28 protein-coding genes and 1 pseudogene are annotated in these 21631 nt (G+C 29.9%); 21 read left to right on the forward strand and 8 right to left on the reverse strand.

Annotated features, from left to right (window positions below):
• Positions 1-59: 59 nt before the first annotated feature.
• Complete coding sequence (locus G9F70_RS26380) at positions 60-599, reverse strand: GNAT family N-acetyltransferase (protein ID WP_164947898.1); 540 nt, start codon at positions 597-599, stop codon at positions 60-62.
• A gap of 127 nt (positions 600-726) precedes the next feature.
• Between G9F70_RS26380 and G9F70_RS26385 the strand changes: the two genes are divergently transcribed.
• Positions 727-867 carry a hypothetical protein gene (locus tag G9F70_RS26385; RefSeq protein WP_224617971.1) on the forward strand — a complete coding sequence of 47 codons (141 nt, stop codon included), beginning with the start codon at positions 727-729 and terminating at the stop codon, positions 865-867.
• A gap of 47 nt (positions 868-914) precedes the next feature.
• Here the strand turns inward: G9F70_RS26385 and G9F70_RS26390 are convergent, their stop codons facing one another.
• Positions 915-1256: a hypothetical protein gene (locus G9F70_RS26390; RefSeq protein WP_164947899.1), complete on the reverse strand. Its 342-nt coding sequence runs from the start codon at positions 1254-1256 to the stop codon at positions 915-917.
• Between the two features lie 880 nt (positions 1257-2136).
• Between G9F70_RS26390 and G9F70_RS26395 the strand changes: the two genes are divergently transcribed.
• Genes G9F70_RS26395 through G9F70_RS26405 form a run of 3 tightly spaced genes read left to right on the forward strand, consistent with a single transcriptional unit; the run spans position 2137 to position 3490 of the window.
• Positions 2137-2304: a hypothetical protein gene (locus tag G9F70_RS26395; RefSeq protein WP_164947900.1), complete on the forward strand. Its 168-nt coding sequence runs from the start codon at positions 2137-2139 to the stop codon at positions 2302-2304.
• Complete coding sequence (locus tag G9F70_RS26400; RefSeq protein ID WP_164947901.1) at positions 2304-3059, forward strand: ParA family protein; 756 nt, start codon at positions 2304-2306, stop codon at positions 3057-3059. The genes G9F70_RS26395 and G9F70_RS26400 overlap by 1 nt, the downstream gene beginning before the upstream one ends.
• Positions 3041-3490 (forward strand): hypothetical protein, encoded by a 450-nt coding sequence (locus tag G9F70_RS26405; protein WP_164947902.1) that lies wholly within the window; start codon positions 3041-3043, stop codon positions 3488-3490. Before G9F70_RS26400 ends, G9F70_RS26405 begins: the two co-directional genes overlap by 19 nt.
• Positions 3491-3644: 154 nt before the next feature.
• On the opposite strand, the gene G9F70_RS26410 is transcribed toward G9F70_RS26405, so the two are convergent.
• Positions 3645-4175 carry a hypothetical protein gene (locus G9F70_RS26410; protein ID WP_164947903.1) on the reverse strand — a complete coding sequence of 177 codons (531 nt, stop codon included), beginning with the start codon at positions 4173-4175 and terminating at the stop codon, positions 3645-3647.
• Between the two features lie 77 nt (positions 4176-4252).
• On the opposite strand from G9F70_RS26410, the gene G9F70_RS26415 reads away from it, so the two are divergent.
• The 10 genes from G9F70_RS26415 (at position 4253) to G9F70_RS26460 (ending at position 10819) form a co-directional block, all read left to right on the forward strand.
• Entirely contained in the window at positions 4253-4540 is a 288-nt protein-coding gene (locus tag G9F70_RS26415) for a Txe/YoeB family addiction module toxin (RefSeq protein ID WP_164947904.1), read from the forward strand.
• A gap of 143 nt (positions 4541-4683) precedes the next feature.
• Positions 4684-5178: a Csac_0668 family 2Fe-2S cluster-binding (seleno)protein gene (locus G9F70_RS26420; RefSeq protein WP_318011029.1), complete on the forward strand. Its 495-nt coding sequence runs from the start codon at positions 4684-4686 to the stop codon at positions 5176-5178.
• Positions 5179-5226: 48 nt separating this feature from the next.
• On the forward strand, positions 5227-5658 hold the full coding sequence (locus G9F70_RS26425; RefSeq protein ID WP_224617972.1) for a stage III sporulation protein AH: 432 nt from the start codon (positions 5227-5229) through the stop codon (positions 5656-5658).
• 141 nt (positions 5659-5799) lie between these two features.
• Entirely contained in the window at positions 5800-6288 is a 489-nt protein-coding gene (locus tag G9F70_RS26430; RefSeq protein WP_164947907.1) for a hypothetical protein, read from the forward strand.
• Positions 6289-6442: 154 nt separating this feature from the next.
• Positions 6443-6754, forward strand: a complete 312-nt coding sequence (locus G9F70_RS26435; RefSeq protein ID WP_164947908.1) for a PadR family transcriptional regulator — start codon at positions 6443-6445, stop codon at positions 6752-6754.
• 14 nt (positions 6755-6768) lie between these two features.
• Positions 6769-7380, forward strand: a complete 612-nt coding sequence (locus tag G9F70_RS26440) for a DUF2812 domain-containing protein (RefSeq protein ID WP_164947909.1) — start codon at positions 6769-6771, stop codon at positions 7378-7380.
• Positions 7381-7644: 264 nt separating this feature from the next.
• Complete coding sequence (locus tag G9F70_RS26445; RefSeq protein WP_164947910.1) at positions 7645-8976, forward strand: hypothetical protein; 1332 nt, start codon at positions 7645-7647, stop codon at positions 8974-8976.
• Between the two features lie 340 nt (positions 8977-9316).
• Positions 9317-9778, forward strand: a complete 462-nt coding sequence (locus G9F70_RS26450; protein WP_164947911.1) for a hypothetical protein — start codon at positions 9317-9319, stop codon at positions 9776-9778.
• Between the two features lie 50 nt (positions 9779-9828).
• The gene (locus G9F70_RS26455) at positions 9829-10392 is read left to right on the forward strand and encodes a nitroreductase family protein (protein WP_164947912.1); all 564 of its coding nucleotides are present in this window, start codon (positions 9829-9831) and stop codon (positions 10390-10392) included.
• A 277-nt stretch (positions 10393-10669) separates the two neighbouring features.
• A complete protein-coding gene (locus tag G9F70_RS26460) occupies positions 10670-10819 on the forward strand; it encodes a hypothetical protein (protein ID WP_224617973.1) in 150 nt (49 codons plus the stop codon).
• Between the two features lie 418 nt (positions 10820-11237).
• Here the strand turns inward: G9F70_RS26460 and G9F70_RS26465 are convergent, their stop codons facing one another.
• The 3 genes from G9F70_RS26465 to G9F70_RS26475 all read right to left on the reverse strand — a co-directional run bounded on the left by G9F70_RS26465 (position 11238) and on the right by G9F70_RS26475 (position 14080).
• The gene (locus G9F70_RS26465) at positions 11238-11858 is read right to left on the reverse strand and encodes a hypothetical protein (RefSeq protein WP_224617974.1); all 621 of its coding nucleotides are present in this window, start codon (positions 11856-11858) and stop codon (positions 11238-11240) included.
• A gap of 707 nt (positions 11859-12565) precedes the next feature.
• The gene (locus G9F70_RS26470; RefSeq protein WP_164947913.1) at positions 12566-13198 is read right to left on the reverse strand and encodes a CatB-related O-acetyltransferase; all 633 of its coding nucleotides are present in this window, start codon (positions 13196-13198) and stop codon (positions 12566-12568) included.
• Positions 13199-13588: 390 nt separating this feature from the next.
• Complete coding sequence (locus tag G9F70_RS26475) at positions 13589-14080, reverse strand: GNAT family N-acetyltransferase (protein WP_164947914.1); 492 nt, start codon at positions 14078-14080, stop codon at positions 13589-13591.
• Between the two features lie 46 nt (positions 14081-14126).
• On the opposite strand from G9F70_RS26475, the gene G9F70_RS27575 reads away from it, so the two are divergent.
• Positions 14127-14243, forward strand: coding sequence for a type II CAAX prenyl endopeptidase Rce1 family protein (locus tag G9F70_RS27575; protein ID WP_411956032.1), 117 nt, complete (start codon positions 14127-14129; stop codon positions 14241-14243).
• 250 nt (positions 14244-14493) lie between these two features.
• Here G9F70_RS27575 and G9F70_RS27580 read toward each other — a convergent pair.
• Positions 14494-14868 (reverse strand): annotated as a pseudogene (locus tag G9F70_RS27580) (hypothetical protein); the annotation flags it as partial.
• Positions 14869-15006: 138 nt separating this feature from the next.
• Here G9F70_RS27580 and G9F70_RS26490 point away from each other — a divergent pair.
• The 6 genes from G9F70_RS26490 (at position 15007) to G9F70_RS26515 (ending at position 20932) form a co-directional block, all read left to right on the forward strand.
• Complete coding sequence (locus G9F70_RS26490) at positions 15007-15507, forward strand: GNAT family N-acetyltransferase (protein WP_224617977.1); 501 nt, start codon at positions 15007-15009, stop codon at positions 15505-15507.
• Positions 15508-15592: 85 nt separating this feature from the next.
• Entirely contained in the window at positions 15593-16036 is a 444-nt protein-coding gene (locus G9F70_RS26495; protein ID WP_224617979.1) for a stage III sporulation protein AH, read from the forward strand.
• A 943-nt stretch (positions 16037-16979) separates the two neighbouring features.
• A complete protein-coding gene (locus G9F70_RS26500) occupies positions 16980-17447 on the forward strand; it encodes a GNAT family N-acetyltransferase (protein WP_164947748.1) in 468 nt (155 codons plus the stop codon).
• Between the two features lie 337 nt (positions 17448-17784).
• Positions 17785-18216, forward strand: a complete 432-nt coding sequence (locus G9F70_RS26505; RefSeq protein ID WP_202882666.1) for a hypothetical protein — start codon at positions 17785-17787, stop codon at positions 18214-18216.
• Between the two features lie 266 nt (positions 18217-18482).
• Complete coding sequence (locus tag G9F70_RS26510; RefSeq protein WP_164947747.1) at positions 18483-19130, forward strand: CPBP family intramembrane glutamic endopeptidase; 648 nt, start codon at positions 18483-18485, stop codon at positions 19128-19130.
• A gap of 770 nt (positions 19131-19900) precedes the next feature.
• Positions 19901-20932, forward strand: coding sequence for a helix-turn-helix domain-containing protein (locus tag G9F70_RS26515; protein ID WP_164947746.1), 1032 nt, complete (start codon positions 19901-19903; stop codon positions 20930-20932).
• Positions 20933-21435: 503 nt separating this feature from the next.
• Here G9F70_RS26515 and G9F70_RS26520 read toward each other — a convergent pair.
• Entirely contained in the window at positions 21436-21600 is a 165-nt protein-coding gene (locus G9F70_RS26520; protein ID WP_164947745.1) for a hypothetical protein, read from the reverse strand.
• Positions 21601-21631 lie beyond the last annotated feature (31 nt).

Consider the following 21631-nt stretch of genomic DNA (forward strand, 5'->3'; position numbering starts at 1 on the left):
TTTAGTTCTAGAAGAATATTCCGTATTAAATATTAGCTATAACCACTAATTTATATGTATTATAATTTGTACTCCAATTGAACATCAAAAGGCTCATGGCTAGCTATGTCATCATTAATTTCTTTTGCATCCACACACCCAACAGCTTGATAAAATTGTTGGGTTTCTTCTGCTGAATGCCCTGATATATAAAGTTTTTTTGCACCCCATTCTTTATCTTTCTTAACACATAAGGCAAACAATTGTTTTCCAAATCCTAATCGCCTATACTCAGTAGAAATATGTAACTGCATTAACTGTACGTATTGCTTTTGACTCCCAAAAAAGTTATGTAGTAATGATGAAAATGCTATAAGGGTGTTACCATTATAAAACACACCAAAAACAATTCCTCCACTATTTATACAATCGGTAAAATCTTCATAAACAATTTCTCGTTTTAATTCATTATCCCAATTCTCAATAAATGGGTTTTCTATCAATAATTTTTTACCATCAATCATCCTCCAAACATTTGAAATTTTCTGATAACGATTGAAATGTTCTAATAAATCTGGAACTAAATCAACATATTTCAATTCCCTAATTACTATATTCATTAATTATTTTCTCCTTTTGCATCAAATAATTTTCTTTATCATATCTTGTATAAGCAAATTTATGATAACCTTTCAAGTAGCGACATTGTATCAAGGTTTCTTCAAACTATGGCAAAAAATAAGTTATGTGGAAAGTAAGGAAACAGTACAAAATAATAAAGTTCAATCATATTTAAGCAATAATCAATTTGTAGTAATTTTACTTTTAGTTGGTACTGTAATAGTAGCTTTCTTTATAGTTAGATTTAAGAAGAGGCACAATAATTAAATCATCACCTGCGAAGCCACAATATTAACAACTTCTAATCTCGTTATTTATAATAAATTTTTAATACGCTCATTTGATATAAATTTAATTATTATGATTGGAATAAATAAGATATATACAATAGTCGTATTAGCTGGTTTAAAAACCGTATAAATTGCTACTATTACTAGTAGTATTATCAATATCGTTCGGATATTTAATATGAATTTAATTTTCTTATAATTCTTTTGATTTATTCCCTTTGATTTAATTAAATTTAGCGTAGCTTTATCTAATAAGAAACTTACAGAAAACCTATTGTATTCTTGTTTTGAGAAATAATAAAGACCTATTATTACGTTAACTATTATAAATATTACTAGTGTAATAAATGATCTGTTAATAAACATGTTATACCACTCCTTTTCAATTCAATACTTTATAGTTTACTACACATGCAATTATAGCTTTTTCTAACATGAATTCCTCTTCCATCTTATCTGGCAATATTTTCTTTATACTATTCGTGTAAAAAACAGCAATTGACTGTCTTCTATTTTTTGTGAAGTTTAAAAATATAAGACAGCCATTTTGTACCTGCAATTATAAAAAAACTAATAACAAACCCTATAATATTAATATAGACATATTTAATAGTAGTAAAGCCATTGAAACGCAAAAATAATAGATAAGCAAGTATTATTCCAATAATACACCCTATTGTTGACGGTAAACTTTTTTTAATAGCTTTAATTAATAATGCTCCATAACTCATACCACACCTCTATCCTTTCTGTATAATCTTGATTTTACTTATAAATTTCAGGTATTCTCACCTATGGACTGGAATATTTTTTTCATTAAATATTTAGTAATTCCACCACAATATTCTACCAATCCAACCTAACTTTTAAAGATATTATACCATTAAATACTATTTCTACAAATCTATCACAAAAGTAAGGTTTTTATATTGTCATTATTTGTATATCACAGTTTTTTTTACATTAATTTTCATCTGACGATATCAACATTACGAGGACAAAAACAAGTCCTATTATTATGCCGTAGGACTTGTTACCCCCAGGGGGAAATAAAATTATTTGCTTTGGACAAGTTTACTGATTACATTTTATTTGTATGAATATACAAACGCAACTTTAAATAATTTTGCAATTATATACCAGTGAGTAAGTTTGTCCAAAATTTTAGCTAAGCTTGAATTGCTTTTAACTTGTAGTTGTTAACAGTTAATAACCATGATATACTAACAATAATGGAGGTGTTACAATGGCAATTAATAAAGAAACTCATGTTATTGTACCTGTTGTTATGAGTATAGAGCTGGAAAAACAGCTGAAAGAAATAGCCCGAAAAAGTGAACGGAGCAGATCCGCACAAATGGTTACATATATTAAAGAAGGTATAAAAAAGGAACTAGACGGAGGGGATATATAATGGCACAAATCATTGCAGTAAGCAATCAAAAAGGAGGCGTTGGCAAGACAACGTCAACATTAAATTTAGGAGTAGCTCTTACAGAACTTGGCATGAAAGTATTAATGATAGATCTGGATCCACAAGCCAGTTTAACAATTTCAATAGGTCTTGAGCCTGAAAATTTAGAAAAAACAATTTATAATGCACTGATTGATGATGTGGATATAAGGAAATTAATTTTATTTAATGAACTTCTCTATTTCGTACCATCTACCATAGACCTTTCTGCCGCAGAAATGGAACTAGTATCTGAGGTAGGTCGCGAATTCAAATTAAGGGATGCACTTGACCCCGTGAAAGCAGACTTTGACTATATATTAATCGACTGCCCTCCTTCCCTTGGGCTTCTAACTATTAATGCATTAGCTGCATGTGATGCTGTAATTGTACCTATGTCACCGGAGTATCTTGCATTAAGAGGCTTCAATTTGCTTGAAAAAACCATGGCTAAGGTAAAAAGATTAAATAAAAAGCTTACCTTAATGGGAATATTAATAACTTTATACGACAATAGAACAACACACCACAAAGATGTAGTAGCAGAGCTTAGAAATAGTTATCCTGTTTTTAATTCCATGATAAAAAAATCAATAAAATTTCCAGATGCAGTTTTAGCTGGACAACCTATTATGACCTTTGATAGAAAATTCGAAGGATCTATTTCCTATCAAGAACTAGCTAAGGAGGTTATAACATGGGACGCAGCAAAATAAGCCTAGCCGATAAGATGAAAAAAGTAAATGAACTTCAATCACAAGGAGTAAAAAAAGGACAAGGTGCAGATGCATTTTTCAAAAGTACCATTGCTGGTCAAAGAATTGAAAACACTGGTAATAGTACGGATATAGTCATGGGCACGTATACGTCACCGTGTACAGACACAAAACCGTGTACGGATACAGATACGACTACAGACATGTCGCCAGCTACAGTTGTAAATACGCATTCGGATTCGGTGCTAGATTCCTTACTGAGCAGTAATGAACAATTTGTAAGATGTGTGGCCTATTTAAGAAAAGATCAATCAGATTTTGTAAAGGACCTATCAAAACAACTGACTAAGAAAAACAAAGGAAAAAGGATAAAAGAATCGGAGATATTTAGAATGGCTATGGATATGCTTATGGATGCTGTGAAAAAATAAGTTGTAATGTAATCAGACTAAGGATACCCAATGTTATTTTAAATTAACTATATATAACATTGTTCTTTAGATAAACATATATTCTATGATAAATAAGACGCCAATTTGGCGTCTTATTTACTTATTACCACTAAAAATTATTTTTACAATATTTTTAATTTTTTAATAAACTTTCAATTTTATTATCATCAATATAATTATCTTTTATTAGATAAGCTCTCTCAATTGTCTGAGAATTCTCAGTATCATCTTTTCCTACTATCTTTATTGTAAATACAAATTTATTAGGATAATATAAGTATATAAATCGATCTTTATAATAAAAAATAATCGAAAAATTTTTTTTTGGAGTATCATTATTTAAAAATTTAACAGGATGTATTTCTTTTATATTAAACTCATTTAAATAATCTAGTATTTTTTTGCCTTTTTCTTTTGATTCTTGAGTACCATCATAGAATTGCTGTGAATATGGATTAGACCAAAATACAGAAAGATGTTCTAAATTTATATCTTTATAACAGTTACTATCTTTAGTAGAATAAAGGTTTGTTGTTAAAGATTTTGGTATATAAATAGTGTATTTATTTTTAAAAATATAATTATAACTTGCATAACATACAATGATAATCATTACTATAAATAAAATAATTGAAGAAAAAATAATCTTTTTCTTTTTAGTCACTATAATCCCCCCCCGTATATTTTAAATAGAATATAGTATAAATATATTTTAGGTTAAATTTATTCACATTGTAACATTTGTGTAAAATTTATACAATAAGTCAAGTAATTGATTTTTTTATAAAAGAAAACCCTTATCAAACTCCTCCATCATATGAAAAACTTATTGGAAATTTAAAAGGATTTTATTCAAGGAGGATAAATATACAGCACAGAATAGCCTATGCTGTATATGAAAAAGAAAATACGGTCAAGATTTTAAGAATGCCATTAATGGATAAAGCATTGAAAACACTGATAATAGTACGGATATATCTATGGGCACGTACACGTCACCGTGTACATACACGAAACCGACTACGGTAACAAGCACAGACAAGGCCATGAGCACGGGTTGGGTGCCAAAGAGTAATGAAGGTTATGTCGCGTTGGTAGAAAATGGCTAACTAAATAAATATATAAAGTTTCTGTTTGATGCTTAAAATAGATTTGAGGAGGCATAGTATATTATGCAAGAACAAGTGATAAAAAAATCGTGTTGAGCAAGTGAGCAAGACTCTACTCGTGTAGTGGAGAATAATAACCTTTGCCCTATATGTAATAGTGAGGGTATAGAAGTAAAAAACATTACTATAAAGCATTTAGTTATTGATGAATTAACATACCAAATAAAAGATTATAATTATTTTATTTGTATGAATGAGGGATGTAATGTTGTATACTTTAACCCTAATTTAGGCATATCATACAATAAGCAACAAGTAAAAGTACCTATATGGTTTAAAAAAGACGCTAACCCCAAATATATATGTTATTGCAACCAAGTTACAGAGCAACAAATTATAAATGCTGTTCTTAATGATGGAGCGAAAGATATGAAGGATATTATTAGGCTTACAGGAGCAATGAAAAATGGGAAGTGTGAAATTAACAATCCTTTAGGTAAATGCTGTAGCGAATTCATTCAAAAAACTATCAACAAAGCATTGAATATTAAGAGATAATCAGTGACGCAATCTTCGTATATGTCGAAGTTACAAGGAGGGAAATTTATGTTTATAGAAACTAATCCAAGAGAAAAGATTTATAGAGATTTAATAGATTTAGCTTTTGAAGTTTGTAATGAATTTGTATTAGTGGTAAGAATTAATATGGATATAAATACTAATATTAATTACGTTTTAGAAAAATTACAACCATCTCTAAAAGAAGTAAAAGAGCAATTTGAATGGCCAGGTACAATATATGGTGGTGAGCAACCTGCATTGGTATATTATTACAATACTGATAATCATGCTAAAGAAATACTAAAGCAAGTATCAAACTCACTACATGATTGGGTTCAACCAAACTTACCAGAGGACTTGTCTTTTATAAAAAATCATAAGCCTTGGTTAATTAACACTTCACATGAATACGAAAGTTACTTTGAAACTAAAGATGAAGAAGAAATCAATAAAAGTTTGTGCCGTTTTTACTTGTGACGAATTAGGAAAATATGCTGACATAATTGGACTGCTTTTAATTCTTGCTTTTATGCTATACAATGGTAATAATGATTCGAAATAGTAAGAAATGATGAATTAGGTTAGTACAAACACAAATTATTTTTAGGATGTGATTATATGAGTGCTTATTCGTTTATAGCAACTAATTATGAAATACCAGAAGTAGAAAATTCAAAGAAAAGAATTATAACTGTACAAGAGGCCATTGAATTAGGTATAAAAGCACATGAGTTTATGCCTTGGGACAATATGAACCCAAATGATAAGATATTGTTCCTTGAAAAAGAAAGCGATTTAGATGAACTGGTTATTACAAAAGATACTGCATATGAGAAAAACGTGAGATGGTATACAGATAAACCATTCATTTATTCAGTAAATTTTGGGTATTCGGAATTAAGAGTAAAGCAGTTATTAGAATACTTAAAAGAAAATATTAATGAAGGACAGCAATTAGAACTATGGTCAATATGGCTTGATGATAAGCAAAAAATTGAACCTATTACATGTAATTATGAAGAAGTTTCTACACATAATCTGAAGCAAATGTATGATTGGCAGGATAAAAAACATGTATGTCATAGTTGTATAATAATAGAAAGATAAAATTACATCCAATATATTAGATAAATAGACTAACCATATAAACTTTTTGTTATATGGTTTTTTAGTATTGACACATACAGTTGAACTATATACAATGTAACTGTACAGTATGACTATATATTTACACTTTATAACAAAGGGGTTAGAGAACTAAATGAAAAGAAATAAAAATTTGCCACTTACAGAAACAGTGTATTACATTCTTTTATCTCTACTTGAACCAGCACATGGATATTTAATTATGCAAAAAGTTGAAGATTTAAGCGGCGGTAAGGTAAGAATAGCGGCAGGGACTTTATACGGAGCCATTGAAAATTTGCTGAAATTAAAGTTTATTCAACCTGTTGGAAGTGATGACATTAGGCGTAAAGTTTATCTTATCACAGACGAAGGAAAGAAAGTATTACTTCTTGATTTTGAAAGAATGAAACATATTATTGAGATTACTCAGAATAATTTGAAATAGAATGGGGTGTCAATATGAAAAAACTTAGATATTATGTCAGTCTTGATAAAGAAGAAAAATGGTTAAATGAAATGACAAGCCAAGGTTGGGAATTGTATAGAAAATATATAAAATATGAATTTCGCAAAACTTCATCTAGCAATACTATTACAAAAATAGATTATCGCAATTTTAAGTCAAAGTATGATTTTCAAAATTATATTACACTTTTTAAGGACTGCGGGTGGGAACATATTGCGGGTTCAAAAACATCTGGAAAACAATACTTTAAAAAGATGGATGAGAGAGCTGGTGATGATATTTTTTCTGATGTATCTTCTAAAGCAGAGCGATACAAGAAGTTATCAAATATGTGGCTATCAATGGTAGCATGTTATATTGCGATATTTATGTCCTTCGATATTGATATTGCTACAGTATTAAATCCAAAATTATGGTACTATACGCCTGGATTATGGCAAAAGATAGGAACATCCTTTTGGGGCGCATTCTTATGTGAAACACCTTTCGCAATAATGAGAGGATTTATTTGGTTGGCTTTCCCTTGTTTGATTATTCTATATACTATTTTCGCGGTAAAAGCACAAATGTATTATAAAAAGACAAACCTTGAAAACCAAATATGAGAATTATTGTGATGTGTTATTGCCCTAAATGTCATGCATTTACAATGCATGACACTGATAAGGACAGAAAAAAATGATTAAGGTAAGATTTTTTAAATTATAACAAGTAGTTATCAATGCAGCATGTACAAATCTTCAGAAAATCCACCATGGATACTTACCATTTTATGAAAAACGACCCTTTATAGGTATATATATGTTATTATGTAATTATTAAGAATAATAATTGTAGAAATACAATTAAAAAATAGGGGGTATTTATTAATGAAAAGTCTTAAAAGTATTATGATGATGGGGTTTATGTTATTAATAGTTATACTGTCAAAACCAGTGATGGCAGTGGAGTTAAATCGTTTTACAGATGTTCCAAGTTTTTCCATAGTAATCGGAGATAATATGTATACGTTAGAATATGCAAATGATTCAAAAAATCTAAATCAAATTACTAGTGCATTGGCTAAAAATCAAGGTGATATTTTTATAAAAACAGACGATAGCGGCTGGATAAAAAATAGTACTGGTAAACAAGTGAATAAAGATTCGGTAAACGTTTTAACTATTAAATATAACAATGGTAAAGAAATTGGAAGAACTGTAACCGCACCAGTTAAAGATACTTCTGGAATTTCACTAACTTCAAAAGCTCATGAAATTCGGTTTATTTCAGCTATAACAAAGACTGGAGAAACCACAGCTACTTTTAAATACAGAGTATTCGATGAAAATGGCATAGATATTACTAAAGCAGTTCCGGTCCCAGATATAAAGGGATTTGCGACTTCAGATTCATCAGTAATCTTGGATCCGTTATCAAATACTGGTACCATAATATTTGAATCTTCTTCTCATATTGATAGCGAATATTCGGTTTTATTAATTATTTCTGAAAATATATCAATAGGGCTAAGTTCAAAAGCTCCAGCACCCTTTGTTGATAATGATTATGCTAAAACAATAGCTGAATTTAGGTTATTTAATGCACAATTACCTATATCTAAAATTGAGTTTGAGAAAAAGGAATTAACAAAGACTAGTAATACCACCGCCACTTTCAAGTATAAGGTAAAAAATACAAATGGTATTGACATTACTAAAGCAATTAAAGCATCACAGCTAGTTGGAAATTCAATCATAACGAGCTTAGACCCATCAACAGGTACGGGCACAATAACATATGCATTTTCTGATACTAACGAAAAAATCACCCTTACATTACGTGATAGCGTAACTGGAATAACAGCAAGCTCAACATTTAATGCTGTAAATTCAAAAATAGATAAAATTACGATACTTTCAACCAAAATAGGTTTTAATAATGAAAAAACTAATAAGATTGGATACGTTACGTATGATATGTTTGATCAGTATGGAAAGTGTGTAAAATACGAACCAATTGCTAATAACGTGACATTCAAAAGTGAAATTGGTACAATTACTCGTATAACCCCTGGTACTCTTGAATTTAAACTCAATGCAAATGTTGACGCTTCAACTCTTACTAAAGTAATAATAACTGCTACTGATTCAACTAGTGGAATTTCAACAAGTGCAACATTAACTGTTGTTAAAAATTCTGGGCTAATTATTTCACAGTAAGACGCCGACAAGGGTTATAGTTGATGATGTTGATAAATTGATTGATGTACAAAATCAGGGTTTCTATACTGATTTTGTAAAATATTAGCAAGCAATAAATGAATAAGCATCAGTGGCTATGAAAATAGTTGTTGGTGCTTATTTTAATAAACAGAAGTTGCTGTACCCTAAGTTAAGTTTCTTGCAACATTCCTATTGACGTCACAAACAATAAAGATTTGTGACGTTTTTATATGTTGAAATTAAAATAGTACTATCCTAATCTTTATTTTTATGTTATATTATGGTATTATTAAGACATAATCGTAAAAATTTGTATATAATCGGAGGATGACCTTAATTGAAAAATTCGAAAAAACTATCAAAACAAATTCTCATTGTTTTAGTAATTATCCTGGTAACTGCAGGTATAATTTATATGTATCCCAAAGATATTGATAAATCCTATCAAGGGTGTGTATATTTACATGAAAATAAAAAAGTAACTACCATTACATTTCATCTAAAAGGCAAATTGTATAACTCGCCATTTTTTAATGGTAAACGAATACTTGGAACAATAGAAATTGAAGGTAACAAATATACCATTGATTTAGGTAAAAGCAATTTATCTCATTTTATTGGATCATCAAGTTTTGGAGATAATGACTTTATTGCAAGACTTTCTGATGATTTCGAGTCAATTGATATGATTGGAGTGAGTCAACCTTCAATGATAATATTCGCTCCCGCTAAAAATAAGGAAGATTATTTAATTGTACAAAAAAAATTACACGTTAAAACAATTTCAACCTTAAAATAGTGAAAACAAAATCTAAATTTGAGTATTTAAATTTGGAAAGGAGACTTAATGTGGATATAATCGAAACAATTTATAAAAGAAGAAGTATAAGGAACTATTTGGATAAGCAAGTTGAAAGAAATATGATTATGACTTTATTAAAAGCTGCTACAGCAGCACCCACGGCAGCAAATTGTCAGACATGGGAGTTTATAGTTATTGATGATTCAGAGAAACTTTCAGAAATGAAAGAGCAATTAATTTTTGCAAGGTACAATGCACCTGTTGCTATTGTTGTGTGTGGGAATATGAAGTTAGCATTTAAAGGCCCAGGTAAAGAAATGTGGGTTCAAGATTGCAGTGCAGCAATAGAGAACATTTTAATTGCTGCAACAAGTATTGGACTTGGTTCCGTTTGGATAGGTGTATACCCTATTGAAAGTAATATAAAGCCAGTAAAAAAAATACTCAATATCCCAGAGCATGTTTCTCCTCTTGGTATTGTATATGTTGGATATCCGGCAGAGGAAAAAGAATCGAGAACCAGATTAGATGAAAAAAGAGTATATTGGCAGGAATATGAACCTAGTCGTAAGCATAGGACAAAGGATAAGCCCATTATAGGGCATTATTAGAGGGTTTAAGAGTGGTCTTCAAAGACATAAAATATGTCTTTTTTTTACAGAAAAATTAACAAAAGGGACACCGAGAACTTCTGCACATGATTTTTGTCGCAGATGAGGCTATGATGGTGGTAAGCAACAGTTAAATTTCAAAAATATCTTTGATTTTTAACATGAATATATTACAAAGGAAGGTTAATTCGCAACCTTCTTATTATACGACAATAGAGTAGCACACCACAAACCTGTAGTTTCAGAGCTTAAAAAGAGTTATTCTGTTTTTCATTCTATGATGAAAAAAATAAATGAACTTCAATCACAAGGAATAAAAAAAGGGCAAGGTTCAGATGCATTTTTCAAGAGTACCATTGATGGTAAAAGCATTGAAAACACTAATAATAGTACAGATATAACCACGAGCACGTACACGTTACCGTGAATAGGCACGAGTACGTTATTTTTTCTTTGAACAAGTTTACTGACTGTTGTGGTATTTTAATAGCTTATTTTACTCCTGAGCAGTGAGCAAGATTGTCCAAGGCTTCCTTAACCCCAGATGCATACCAGATAAAAATCAAATATTGAGATGCTTTAATTTATTTCATTAGTATTTATATTTTTTACATACTCTCTGTATTCGCCACTTCTCATTTTGTCTTCACTCCCTTCTTAAGTTTCATAATAAAACCCCTCCTATGTTTTTGACAGTGGAGTACGGCAACGATTCGTGCAAAAAACAGCCACAAGACAGTATTTACCATTTTTAATGAACTGTAAAGCAAAAATGGTACTACTATTTTGTGGCTGTTATGACGTGAAATACGAATAATACCAACTAAAGATGCTGGTATTATACGCTACAGTATGCTTTCTATAATCCTATCTACAACAGTATCCCATGGCCTTGATTCAATCACTTTAATCCCTAATTTCCCGCAGGTATCCACTAGCCAATCTCCATACTCAGCACTGGTATCCGCTCTGAAATGTTGCAATTCGCCACCCTCTCTGGCAAGATAATTTTGCACAATTTGATTTTTATCCGGCTCATATATATATATAGATTTTACCTTTGGATTTTCAAAAGATGCCGCAAATTCAGGGTGTATAAAATCACCCTCAATAATGACTGGTACATCAGCTTCAATGTGATTGTCAACAATTGCCTTTAATCCGGGAATCATTTCTTTGCTTACGTCAATAAGCCACTTTACATTGCCGCTTACACCGATATCTATCCAGTTTATGCCGGTACTCCAATAATGAATTGCCGGAAGAATCTCTCTCGTTGTCATTGCCTTTACAGCTTGGCAAATATCATCCACTTCCATGACATTCACGTTATAAAAATGAGCCAGTTCATAGGCAACACTTGATTTACCCATACCTGAAGCACCGCCTATAAACAAAACCGTCCAATTTCTATCTCTGTTCAATTTATCACCCTCATTCCTATCAGTATTTAGCACATAGTACATAAATAATCTATGCGTCGCACAATAAAATACCAATCCGACTTAACTTTCAAGAATATTATACCACCAGATACTATTTTTACAAACCTATAACTGTCACAAAAAGTAGGGGTTTTGTGTTGGCATTATTTTATGTCACCAAACTATGGATAATTCATCCTATATAAAAATCCCAAGTCTACGCAGCCCTTTCGGTAAAGCTCGCGACCACCACCTTTACCGAAAGGGAACTATTATTCATCACAACTATACCTATGTAGTGTTGTTTACATCTGATATTTGCTGGGGTCTTTTATGATGAATAGGTTTTAGATACTTATTAAATCATCATCTGCGATGCTGCAATATTAACGACTTCAGAAGGAGATTTATACTCCCACTGAAGTTTTCTATTTGTTATAGCTTGTAACTCCCACTTATAGAAGTGGGAGACTTTCCTTCTGAAATGTCGTTAAAGTTTATTTTATAAACTGATTTTCCAGTAGTACATTTATGATAAAAGAACAAGAACATATTTCTACCCTTATTGATTAATAAAAGATTGGTAATTTAAAACAAAGTTTGATATTTTGGAATAAACTTTGTTTTAAATATCTTTGTATTCCGAGCTAAAAACGCCAGAATATTAATTATTGAATATTCTGGCGTTCATATCTATTATTCCGTTTTTATTGTTGATTCATTAAATGAGAATAATTAGCCATAAAACCTTAAACTAATTTGTCAATATTTCCTAATTGAATGTGTTGAATACTTGTTTGGATTTTTTCATCTGGCCAATCCCACCACTTAATTTTCAATAATTTTAAAATTATATCATCATTAAACCTTTTCTTTATAACTTTTGCAGGTATGCCTCCAACAATAGTATAAGGTGGAACGTCATTAGTAACTATTGCTCTGGTTCCAATAATTGCACCATCACCAATTTTCACACCTGACATAATTATAGCGTCATAACCTATCCACACATCATTTCCAATCACAATATCTCCCTTATTATCCCAAGCATCTGTTATATGGCTGACGTCTAAACCCCATTCCTCATAAAATATTGGAAATGTATAAGTAGCTAGTGATTTCATTGTGTGATTTCCACTTGTCATGAGAAACTTCGCTTTACATGCAATTGAACAAAACTTCCCAATTATTAATTTATCATTGTTTACAGGATACTGATATAATACATTATTTTTTTCAAAATCCCTTGGATCATTATAATAATCATTATATATTGTATAAGCTCCAACTTTTATATTATCTCTTGTAATTACATTTTTAAGATATATTGTTTGGTAATCGTTACTTCTTGGATATACTTTATTTGTATTTGGAATAGTCATGTTTAACTCTCTCCTTTGTATTATGCTAATTTTCTGACTATCCCATTATTACAATACATTTCTTCATAGAATCACTCCTAAAATAATCCTTACTTTTTTCGTTATTTTATACCATTATGGATCAACTTGCAAGTAAATAATACCATTATGTACGATATATTACTATTATTTAGGGGGGATCTTACAAAGGGTGTTAACTAAAATGCAATAAAAAAGTCTTAGACCATTACATAAAATAGATATAAACCATGGCTTTTGATTACGTTAAGCAAATAATTTCTAAAAATAAAACAAGAGCATTTATTTGCATTCTTGTCGCACAATAATAAAATAATATTGCGTCGTAATGTTTTGTGTTTGAGATGTGTCATCCTTAGAGCTCTACCTGTTTCATAAAAAAATCATTTCTTCTTCACTAAATCCTAGCTTCCTATATAAGCTATGCGCCCTCTCATTGTTTAATTCTGCATGTAGCTGGACCCTTTTATATCCATTCTGTTTAGCAAACTCCATTAAATATTTCATTAGTTCTTCCCCAATACCACTTCTTCTATAGGGTGAAGATATATATAAATCATCAATTGTTAAAGCTTTACCTCTGGACCATATGCTGTAAGCCGTCCATGTATTCGCATATCCGATCACCTCACCATCAACTTCACCAACAAAAATTAGTATATGTTCAGGCATAATCAATGCCTCTCTGAGCACACTTTTCATTTCTTTTTCTATGGGTATTTTCAAAGATATCCAATAAGGATTCTCATCCATTACTTCCTGCATAAAGTCCAGATTAAGTTTAACAAATGATAATTCATCTTCTGCATCACATTTCCTTATAATAAGAGTACCTATCATAGCAATTCTAATATAATCTTTCATATTTGGGATTTGTCATGGAGTCTTATCTGGAAATATTATACAAAACCTGTCAGCTATGATTTCAGGAATAATTTTTTCTTTAATATATAACTATACAAATAATTTAACAATATCAATTTTACTCCATATTTTTATTAACCTCTTACTAGTAATACATGTATAAATTCCTATTGAAATACTGTTGTGTCCGTATTTAATTATATAACATAATTAAATATAAATTGCTTCCCTAATCTTAAAATCTTTTAACTTTGTATCAGAATGAGATGTATGTGACTGAACTAATAAGTATTTGCTTTTTACAGTATCCTTCTCTGTATTAAATCATCTTCTGCGAAGCTGCAATATTAACGACTTCAGAAGGAGATTTAGACTCCCACTTATAGAAGTAGGAGACTTCCTTCTGAAATGTCGTTAAAAAACTGTAACCATTTAAACCAGTACATGTGGTTATCAAGGTATTTTGTAGCAACACTGTAAAATCCATACATACATTCTTTTAATTTGCTATGAAACGCATTAATATGTTGTATATGATATATGCCTTCCTTGTGATTCCCACGTTTATAAGGTTTTCGTGGCATTATAAACGTAGTGCTTTTCTTATGATTTCATCTAAAAGATTCTCTGAAAAACGCCTCGTCAACTTCTATAACTCCACCAACATTACCAATACCCATATACACTCTGATAGCATCTAAAAACTTATGCCTCCAATAAAAAGATGTAGTCACACTAATCTCGACTATCTCGGCACATTTTTTTATAGAATAACCATTTATCATACAGCCTTTATCTAAAATCATACATTCACTTTTTTATACTCCAATTTACGGTAATGATGGTATAATTAAATAAATTATTATGTCGTAACTGTAAAAAAGTTCAAATTAAAGGTTAGTTATATTAGCATTGGAGGAAAAATAATGGATATACAGGTTGTAGAAGTTAATAACGATGAGAAAGAGATACTTCAAAATTTGCTTGAATTATATTGTTATGAGTGGTCTCAGTATAACAAGCTTGATGTTAATCAATTTGGGTCATATGAATTCGCAGTATTAGATTGTTGGACAGAAGAAAATCACTATCCTTTTTTCATAAAAGTTGATGGTAAATTGGCAGGCTTTGTATTAGTTGATAAAGATTTTGCTGTACGCAAGGATTGCGACTTTGCAATGTCAGAGTTTTTTGTCATGCATAAATACCGCACAGCCGGTGTTGGAAAATATGCGGCAAAAACAATATTTGATATGTTGCATGGAAAGTGGGAAATAATGTGTCATCCTAAAAATATCACTTCTATATATTTTTGGAATAAAATAATAGATGAATACACAAACGGTAAATTTGAACTTATAAAATCATGTCAAGAAGTCGTTTATCAAGAAGGAACATTTGCGGATTTCTTTTTCTTTGAAACCTAAAGGATTTATATAAGATTGAGAGAATAATTTTAAGTTAATTAATTCGATATCTTTTAATATGTCGAAGTTACAAGGAGGGAAATTTATGTTTATAGAAACTAATCCAAGAGAAAAGATTTATAGAGATTTAATAGATTTAGCTTTTGAAGTTTGTAATGAATTTGTATTAGTGGTAAGAATTAATATGGATATAAATACTAATATTAATTACGTTTTAGAAAAATTACAACCATCTCTAAAAGAAGTAAAAGAGCAATTTGAATGGCCAGGTACAATATATGGTGGTGAGCAACCTGCATTGGTATATTATTACAATACTGATAATCATGCTAAAGAAATACTAAAGCAAGTATCAAACTCACTACATGATTGGGTTCAACCAAACTTACCAGAGGACTTGTCTTTTATAAAAAATCATAAGCCTTGGTTAATTAACACTTCACATGAATACGAAAGTTACTTTGAAACTAAAGATGAAGAAGAAATCAGTAAAATCATAAAAATCAAAGGGTTAAAAGTAAGGTTATAGTATTTGCAGTTACTCCGGAACTTTCATATATGCCGTCTCAAGTACACCTCTATCATTAGATGTGGAGGTTTAGTATATTAAGAATGGACTATTAATAATAATTATTTCGATTGTAATTATGTTAATATCTAAAGTATCGTAAACCGTATCTTTCACGACATCCATTGTTTATTAATAGTTTCGGTTTACCTTTAACTTTTCTTTATTTTTCTTAAATATATGCATGCAACCTAAATAGACTGAGACTATACATGTATATATAATTACTATTAGTATTTGTTTATTTATTTTTATATAATCTAAAAAAAGTGTAGATAATATACATGATGATATAAAAAATATTATTTGTATTATAGACTGTTTCATAGAGGCCTCCCAATGTAATTTAAAACTATTTTACCTTTACTTATAGTAACATAGTGTAATTAGTTATGCTAGCAAAATTAAACATATATGTTTAGAATACTCATTATCCCAACACTTTATTTTAACTTGTATTAATTTAAGCAGGTTATTCTGACTTATGTTTAAAGTTTACGACTTTAGTACCCATTGGACTTGTTAGTATAGTTATTGTTGATTAGTATCATTTACTTGCTTGGCATAAGGATTATTATATGAACAAACATTTTTTGAATTAAAACTTATTAATACTATTAGTAATAATGAAATAATTGCTTTTTTCATAAAATCAACTCCTTGTATTATAGTTTGTGCAAGAAGTATTGTTTTATTAGTAATTCATACTAATCACATTATTGTTCAACTATTGCAAAACTGCGATTTATGAGCAATCGTATCTTATTGTGAATTAATGATTATTTATATAATTTGGAGGTGTAAAATGATAGGGTTATTAAGAGGAACTGTTTTGCTGGAATCGTAAAATTTCCATATAGTGTAATATACTATTTTTATATTAGCTTGTGGGGTGAAAGAATATATGAAAATCAGAGTGTATCAATCAGATGATTGTAAAGAAATCATTGAGTTGTTTTACAATACTGTCCATAGCATAAATGTAAAAGATTATACAGATGCACAGCTTGATGTGTGGGCAACAAAAACAATTGACCGCATTGCTTGGGATAAATCTCTGTCAGAACATTATACTGTTGTTACTGAAATAACTGGTGTAATTGTTGGTTTTGGCGATATTGATAATACCGGATATTTGGATAGGTTGTTTATTCACAAGGATTATCAAGGTAAGGGAATCGCAACTGCAATTACAACTGAGCTTGAAGCCTATGGTTTTAAAAAGAACCTCAATTTGATTCTAACCCATGCATCTATTACGGCAAAACCCTTCTTTGAAAAATGTGGTTATCATGTTTTAAAGAAACAAGTTGTTGAACGAAGCGGACAAAGACTAACGAATTTTGTGATGCAAAAGCAGCTCGTAAAATGATCATTATTCTTGGTAAATTAATTATAAAGTTAAGTCACAACATTCGTATTTTGCGTCACAACGGTCCTAAAATATAACTTATTAATGGGGTAATGCTCGCAAAACGCGGAAAATATACGTTAAGACAGTTATTACCAAAAAAATCTTTTATCAAAACATTCTGAGTTAGAATAAATACCTAATAGTTCTAACTCGAAAAAGTATATAGCATCAGTGTAAAGTATTGATATAACTAGGGTTTAATCACTAAATGATAAAGCTCTTATTTTTTTTCTCAAAACCAGTTAGTTAAAGTACAATTATAGTATTGATAATACTAACTAAGCGAGGGATAAACATGGCAAATGATAAAATGAAAAAAGGAAGCAAAACAGTAGATCCAATAAAAAGTAAAAGAGAAATTCAGGCAGTAAAAAATTATCTATCCGGAAAAAATTCAAGAGATTATACTATATTTGTTGTAGGTATAAATTCAGCTCTAAGGGTAAGCGATGTTGTAAAATTAAAATGGGAGAATAGAAATGTTGGCGAGACCCCTTATAAAAACCACATCATCTATTCAAAGAGGATGACAGTGCCAAGTTATGACTCATATTTTGAGCTCATACCGGCAATCGGAGAAGATATTACTGTGGCAAATCCTGAATTAAAATGTACTGTTCCTGCGTATTGCTTCATCAAATATCTTGACAATGAATACAAAGATATTAACATTGAATTCTGCGAAGCAGTAGAAAAAATGGGTTCCATTTTGAAGTGCTTTTACTGAAATATAATTAACATTATCATATGAAATCACGCTAATATAATAAGCTATTAATCTACTATTTAAACAAGAAAACACAGGCTAAAAACCTGTGTTTTCTTTGTGTTTAATTTAATACGAGCCGATGTTAGGTGTAAGTAATTATATTGCAAATAGATTTTATATATTATGTTATAATTTCTAATATCTAAATCTTATGTTATAATTACTATATAATTGTAAAATATGGACAAGTGAAGATTAACAATAATGTGAAAAGGAGTATTTGAATGAAAAATAGAAATGAATTATTGAAAACTTACATTCCAATTGCAATTTTTGGATTTCTATGCTTAACAAGTGGAGGTTTGAATAATGTTGTTGGCTTAAGATTAACTATTCTTTTTTCAATATTGTATTTATTTATTGAAAACAAAAGGAACAAAGGAAAAATGGAAGACATCGGTTTTATTCCAAAAAACGTCTTATCTGATATAAAAAAATATTGGTGGTTAATTTTGATTCCTGTTGTTTCGGGTATTGTATCAGTTAGTTTGCTTAAATTTGTCCTACCAGAGTTCTACTTGTCTGTTTTAGACAAAAAACCGATGTTATCATTTGATAAATCGTTTTTACAGATACCTAAATTATTGATTTTAGCATTTGCTGAGGAAATAGCATTTAGAGGTTTTTTCCAGACTAAGCTTTGCAATATTATAAAACCAATTTGGGCTATCATCATTACTTCATTATTTTTTGCTATAGGAAATTTTTCGGCTGGCTCCATTTCAGCTCTTATTATTTATATCTTGTTTTTTATTTTTATAGATAATATTATTTATGGCGTGATTTATCAAAAAACTAAGAATATTTACTCGTGTACTATTTCACATTTTTTAGCAAATGTCATTGGGACATTTATTCTTTTATTTATTTGATTAAACATAAGGAGTATGAGAAAACTTTGCATTAACTTGAAATATAAGAGATAATATTACTCAAATACCATTTTTTTTATTTTCAGGGAATATGTTTAAAATATATTTTAGAGTAATTAAAACACCGATATATTCAAAGAACTCTTTTAATATATCGGTGTTTTGGTAATATATTTTTCTTATACGACAATAGAGTAGCAGACCACAAAGATGTAGTTTCAGAGCTTAAAAAGAGTTATCCTGTTTTTCATTACATGATAAAAAATGGACAAGAATTAGGTGCATTTTTCAATAGTACCATTGATGGTAAAATCATTGAAAACAATGATAATGTCACAGATGTAATTGAAGTCACGTACACGTTACCGTTAATGGGCACGAGTACGTTTTTTTGCTTTAGACAAGTTTGCTGACTGCTACTAATAGTAAATAGAGATATGAATGTTGCGATGCCTTAATAGAATGTTATATTAAATGGCAGTGCGTAAGATTGTCGAAATCTTACTTTTGGACCAGGAGCATTAAAAGAGCTTGTAAATTATTTATGTCGCCTCAGTAAAAAATGGTTAAGGCTGTGCTTCAAGTTGAAATACTGTATCACAAGTAAGATTCTGAATATTTTTATCGGGAGAATTAAATTAACTAATAGTTAATTTTTATGAATAAAAGATGAAAATGCTTCAATTGTTTAAATTATATAGCTTTGATATCATTTAATTAACGAAGTCCTAAGTTAATTAAATGTATGAATAAATGGAGGAGTTAATTTTATGAGAATAAGTGAGGTTATTAGAAATTATAGAAAAAAGGAAAATCTTACTCAAGAGCAAGTTGCTAATTATTTAAATATAAGCGCACCAGCAGTAAATAAATGGGAAAGTGGAATATCGTGCCCAGATATAGCACTGTTAGCCCCTCTTGCACGTGTTTTAAAAATTGATGTTAATACTTTATTAGCATTTAATGAGGAATTAACAGATGTAGAAATAAAAAAGCTTACAAAAGAGGTAGGTGAAATGGCATCAAAAGAGGGATTTCAAAAGGCTTTTGAAAAGGCCAGTGATTTAATTAAACAATATCCAAGTTGTGATGAGTTAACATATTGGATATCAGTAGTATTAAGGATATATTTATTGGGGCCTCAAATTGAGGAAAAAGATAAATATGAAAGAAAAATCATTGCTTGGCTTGAACTTGTATCAGGAAGCAGTAAAGTAAAGACAGCTTCTATGGCAAAATTAGAATTATCAGCAATGTATAGGGCGAAAAAAGAGTATAAAAAAGCTCAAGAAGCATTAGATAAAATTCCAGAAGTAGAGGTGGATAAAAAAATTCAACAGGCATTATTATTTGAAAGTAGCGGGAAAATCGATGAGGCTTATGGCGCCTATGAAGGTATATTAAGGAAAAATGCTCATGAAACATTTGCCGCTTTATCTTTAATAATACAGATGTTATACAAAGAAAAGAAATTTAGTGAAGCAGAAGAATACATAGAGCGTGCTAAAAAGGTTACTGAAGTATTTGATTTAGGAGCATACCATAAATATCAATTAGATTTATCTTTAGCAAGAGAAAAACAGGATAAAGAAAAAGCTATTGAAATGATTATAAATATGGTAAATGAAGCAAGTAGCATTGATATTTCTATGAAGTCAAAGCTTTATAAGCATATGAAATTTAATGTAACCAACAGTTGGGGTAAAGATAAATATGAAAGATTAGTAAAAGGGGGATTTAAAGAAGATAAAACCCTTGATTTTGTCAAAGATGATCCTAGGATAAAATTTATGTTGGAATAAGACTAAGTTGGCAAAAAGAGTTATCCTATTTTTCTTTCCATGATGAAAAATGCACAAGGTTCAGATGCATTTTTCAAAAATGCCATTGATGATAAAAGCATTGAAAACACTGATAATAGTACGGATGTAACCACGGTCACGTACACGTTACCGTAGATAGGCACGAGTACGTTTTTTTTTGCTTTAGAGAACTTTACTAACTGCTACTAATACTAAATAGAAAGATGAATGTTGCGGTGTCTTAATAGAATGTTATATTAAATGACAGTGAATAAGATTGTCCAAAGCTTCCTTTTGGACCAGGAACAGGGGTATAGGTAGTAATGGAACAGTAATCAGCTATAAATATGTAAATATATGGTTACAATAAACCTAACGTGTTCACAGCAATCGTTTGATAATACCAATTATTTAATATGAACCTTCGAAAATACAAAAAATAATATATTAAACAAGAGCATTTCTACTCTTGTTGATGAACAATAAAAGAAAAATGCGTCTTATTATGCATTATAACCAATACTTATTACTTTATTACAATGAGGACAAATATAAATAACAGTGGAGGTAAAAAAACCTTTATATAATCGTTCTATTGTATCCAATTGCTTCTCGCAATATGGGCATAAAGGTATTTTGTCTACATCAACAATTTTAATTTTTGCCATATTCTCACCCCTTTTTATTATATTTAGATAT

The organism is Clostridium sp. FP1, from assembly GCF_011065975.2.
GTDB lineage: Bacteria > Bacillota > Clostridia > Clostridiales > Clostridiaceae > Clostridium_AD > Clostridium_AD tagluense.

Coding starts and splice junctions, on each gene's coding strand:
- G9F70_RS26380 (WP_164947898.1), bottom strand. CDS start 599: ATGAATATAGTAATTAGGGAATTGAAATATGTTGATTTAGTTCCAGAT.
- G9F70_RS26390 (WP_164947899.1), bottom strand. CDS start 1,256: ATGTTTATTAACAGATCATTTATTACACTAGTAATATTTATAATAGTT.
- G9F70_RS26395 (WP_164947900.1), top strand. CDS start 2,137: ATGGCAATTAATAAAGAAACTCATGTTATTGTACCTGTTGTTATGAGT.
- G9F70_RS26400 (WP_164947901.1), top strand. CDS start 2,304: ATGGCACAAATCATTGCAGTAAGCAATCAAAAAGGAGGCGTTGGCAAG.
- G9F70_RS26405 (WP_164947902.1), top strand. CDS start 3,041: ATGGGACGCAGCAAAATAAGCCTAGCCGATAAGATGAAAAAAGTAAAT.
- G9F70_RS26425 (WP_224617972.1), top strand. CDS start 5,227: ATGTTTATAGAAACTAATCCAAGAGAAAAGATTTATAGAGATTTAATA.
- G9F70_RS26430 (WP_164947907.1), top strand. CDS start 5,800: ATGAGTGCTTATTCGTTTATAGCAACTAATTATGAAATACCAGAAGTA.
- G9F70_RS26435 (WP_164947908.1), top strand. CDS start 6,443: ATGAAAAGAAATAAAAATTTGCCACTTACAGAAACAGTGTATTACATT.
- G9F70_RS26440 (WP_164947909.1), top strand. CDS start 6,769: ATGAAAAAACTTAGATATTATGTCAGTCTTGATAAAGAAGAAAAATGG.
- G9F70_RS26445 (WP_164947910.1), top strand. CDS start 7,645: ATGAAAAGTCTTAAAAGTATTATGATGATGGGGTTTATGTTATTAATA.
- G9F70_RS26460 (WP_224617973.1), top strand. CDS start 10,670: ATGATGAAAAAAATAAATGAACTTCAATCACAAGGAATAAAAAAAGGG.
- G9F70_RS26465 (WP_224617974.1), bottom strand. CDS start 11,858: ATGTACTATGTGCTAAATACTGATAGGAATGAGGGTGATAAATTGAAC.
- G9F70_RS26470 (WP_164947913.1), bottom strand. CDS start 13,198: ATGACTATTCCAAATACAAATAAAGTATATCCAAGAAGTAACGATTAC.
- G9F70_RS26475 (WP_164947914.1), bottom strand. CDS start 14,080: ATGAAAGATTATATTAGAATTGCTATGATAGGTACTCTTATTATAAGG.
- G9F70_RS26490 (WP_224617977.1), top strand. CDS start 15,007: ATGGATATACAGGTTGTAGAAGTTAATAACGATGAGAAAGAGATACTT.
- G9F70_RS26495 (WP_224617979.1), top strand. CDS start 15,593: ATGTTTATAGAAACTAATCCAAGAGAAAAGATTTATAGAGATTTAATA.
- G9F70_RS26500 (WP_164947748.1), top strand. CDS start 16,980: ATGAAAATCAGAGTGTATCAATCAGATGATTGTAAAGAAATCATTGAG.
- G9F70_RS26505 (WP_202882666.1), top strand. CDS start 17,785: ATGGCAAATGATAAAATGAAAAAAGGAAGCAAAACAGTAGATCCAATA.
- G9F70_RS26510 (WP_164947747.1), top strand. CDS start 18,483: ATGAAAAATAGAAATGAATTATTGAAAACTTACATTCCAATTGCAATT.
- G9F70_RS26515 (WP_164947746.1), top strand. CDS start 19,901: ATGAGAATAAGTGAGGTTATTAGAAATTATAGAAAAAAGGAAAATCTT.
- G9F70_RS26520 (WP_164947745.1), bottom strand. CDS start 21,600: ATGGCAAAAATTAAAATTGTTGATGTAGACAAAATACCTTTATGCCCA.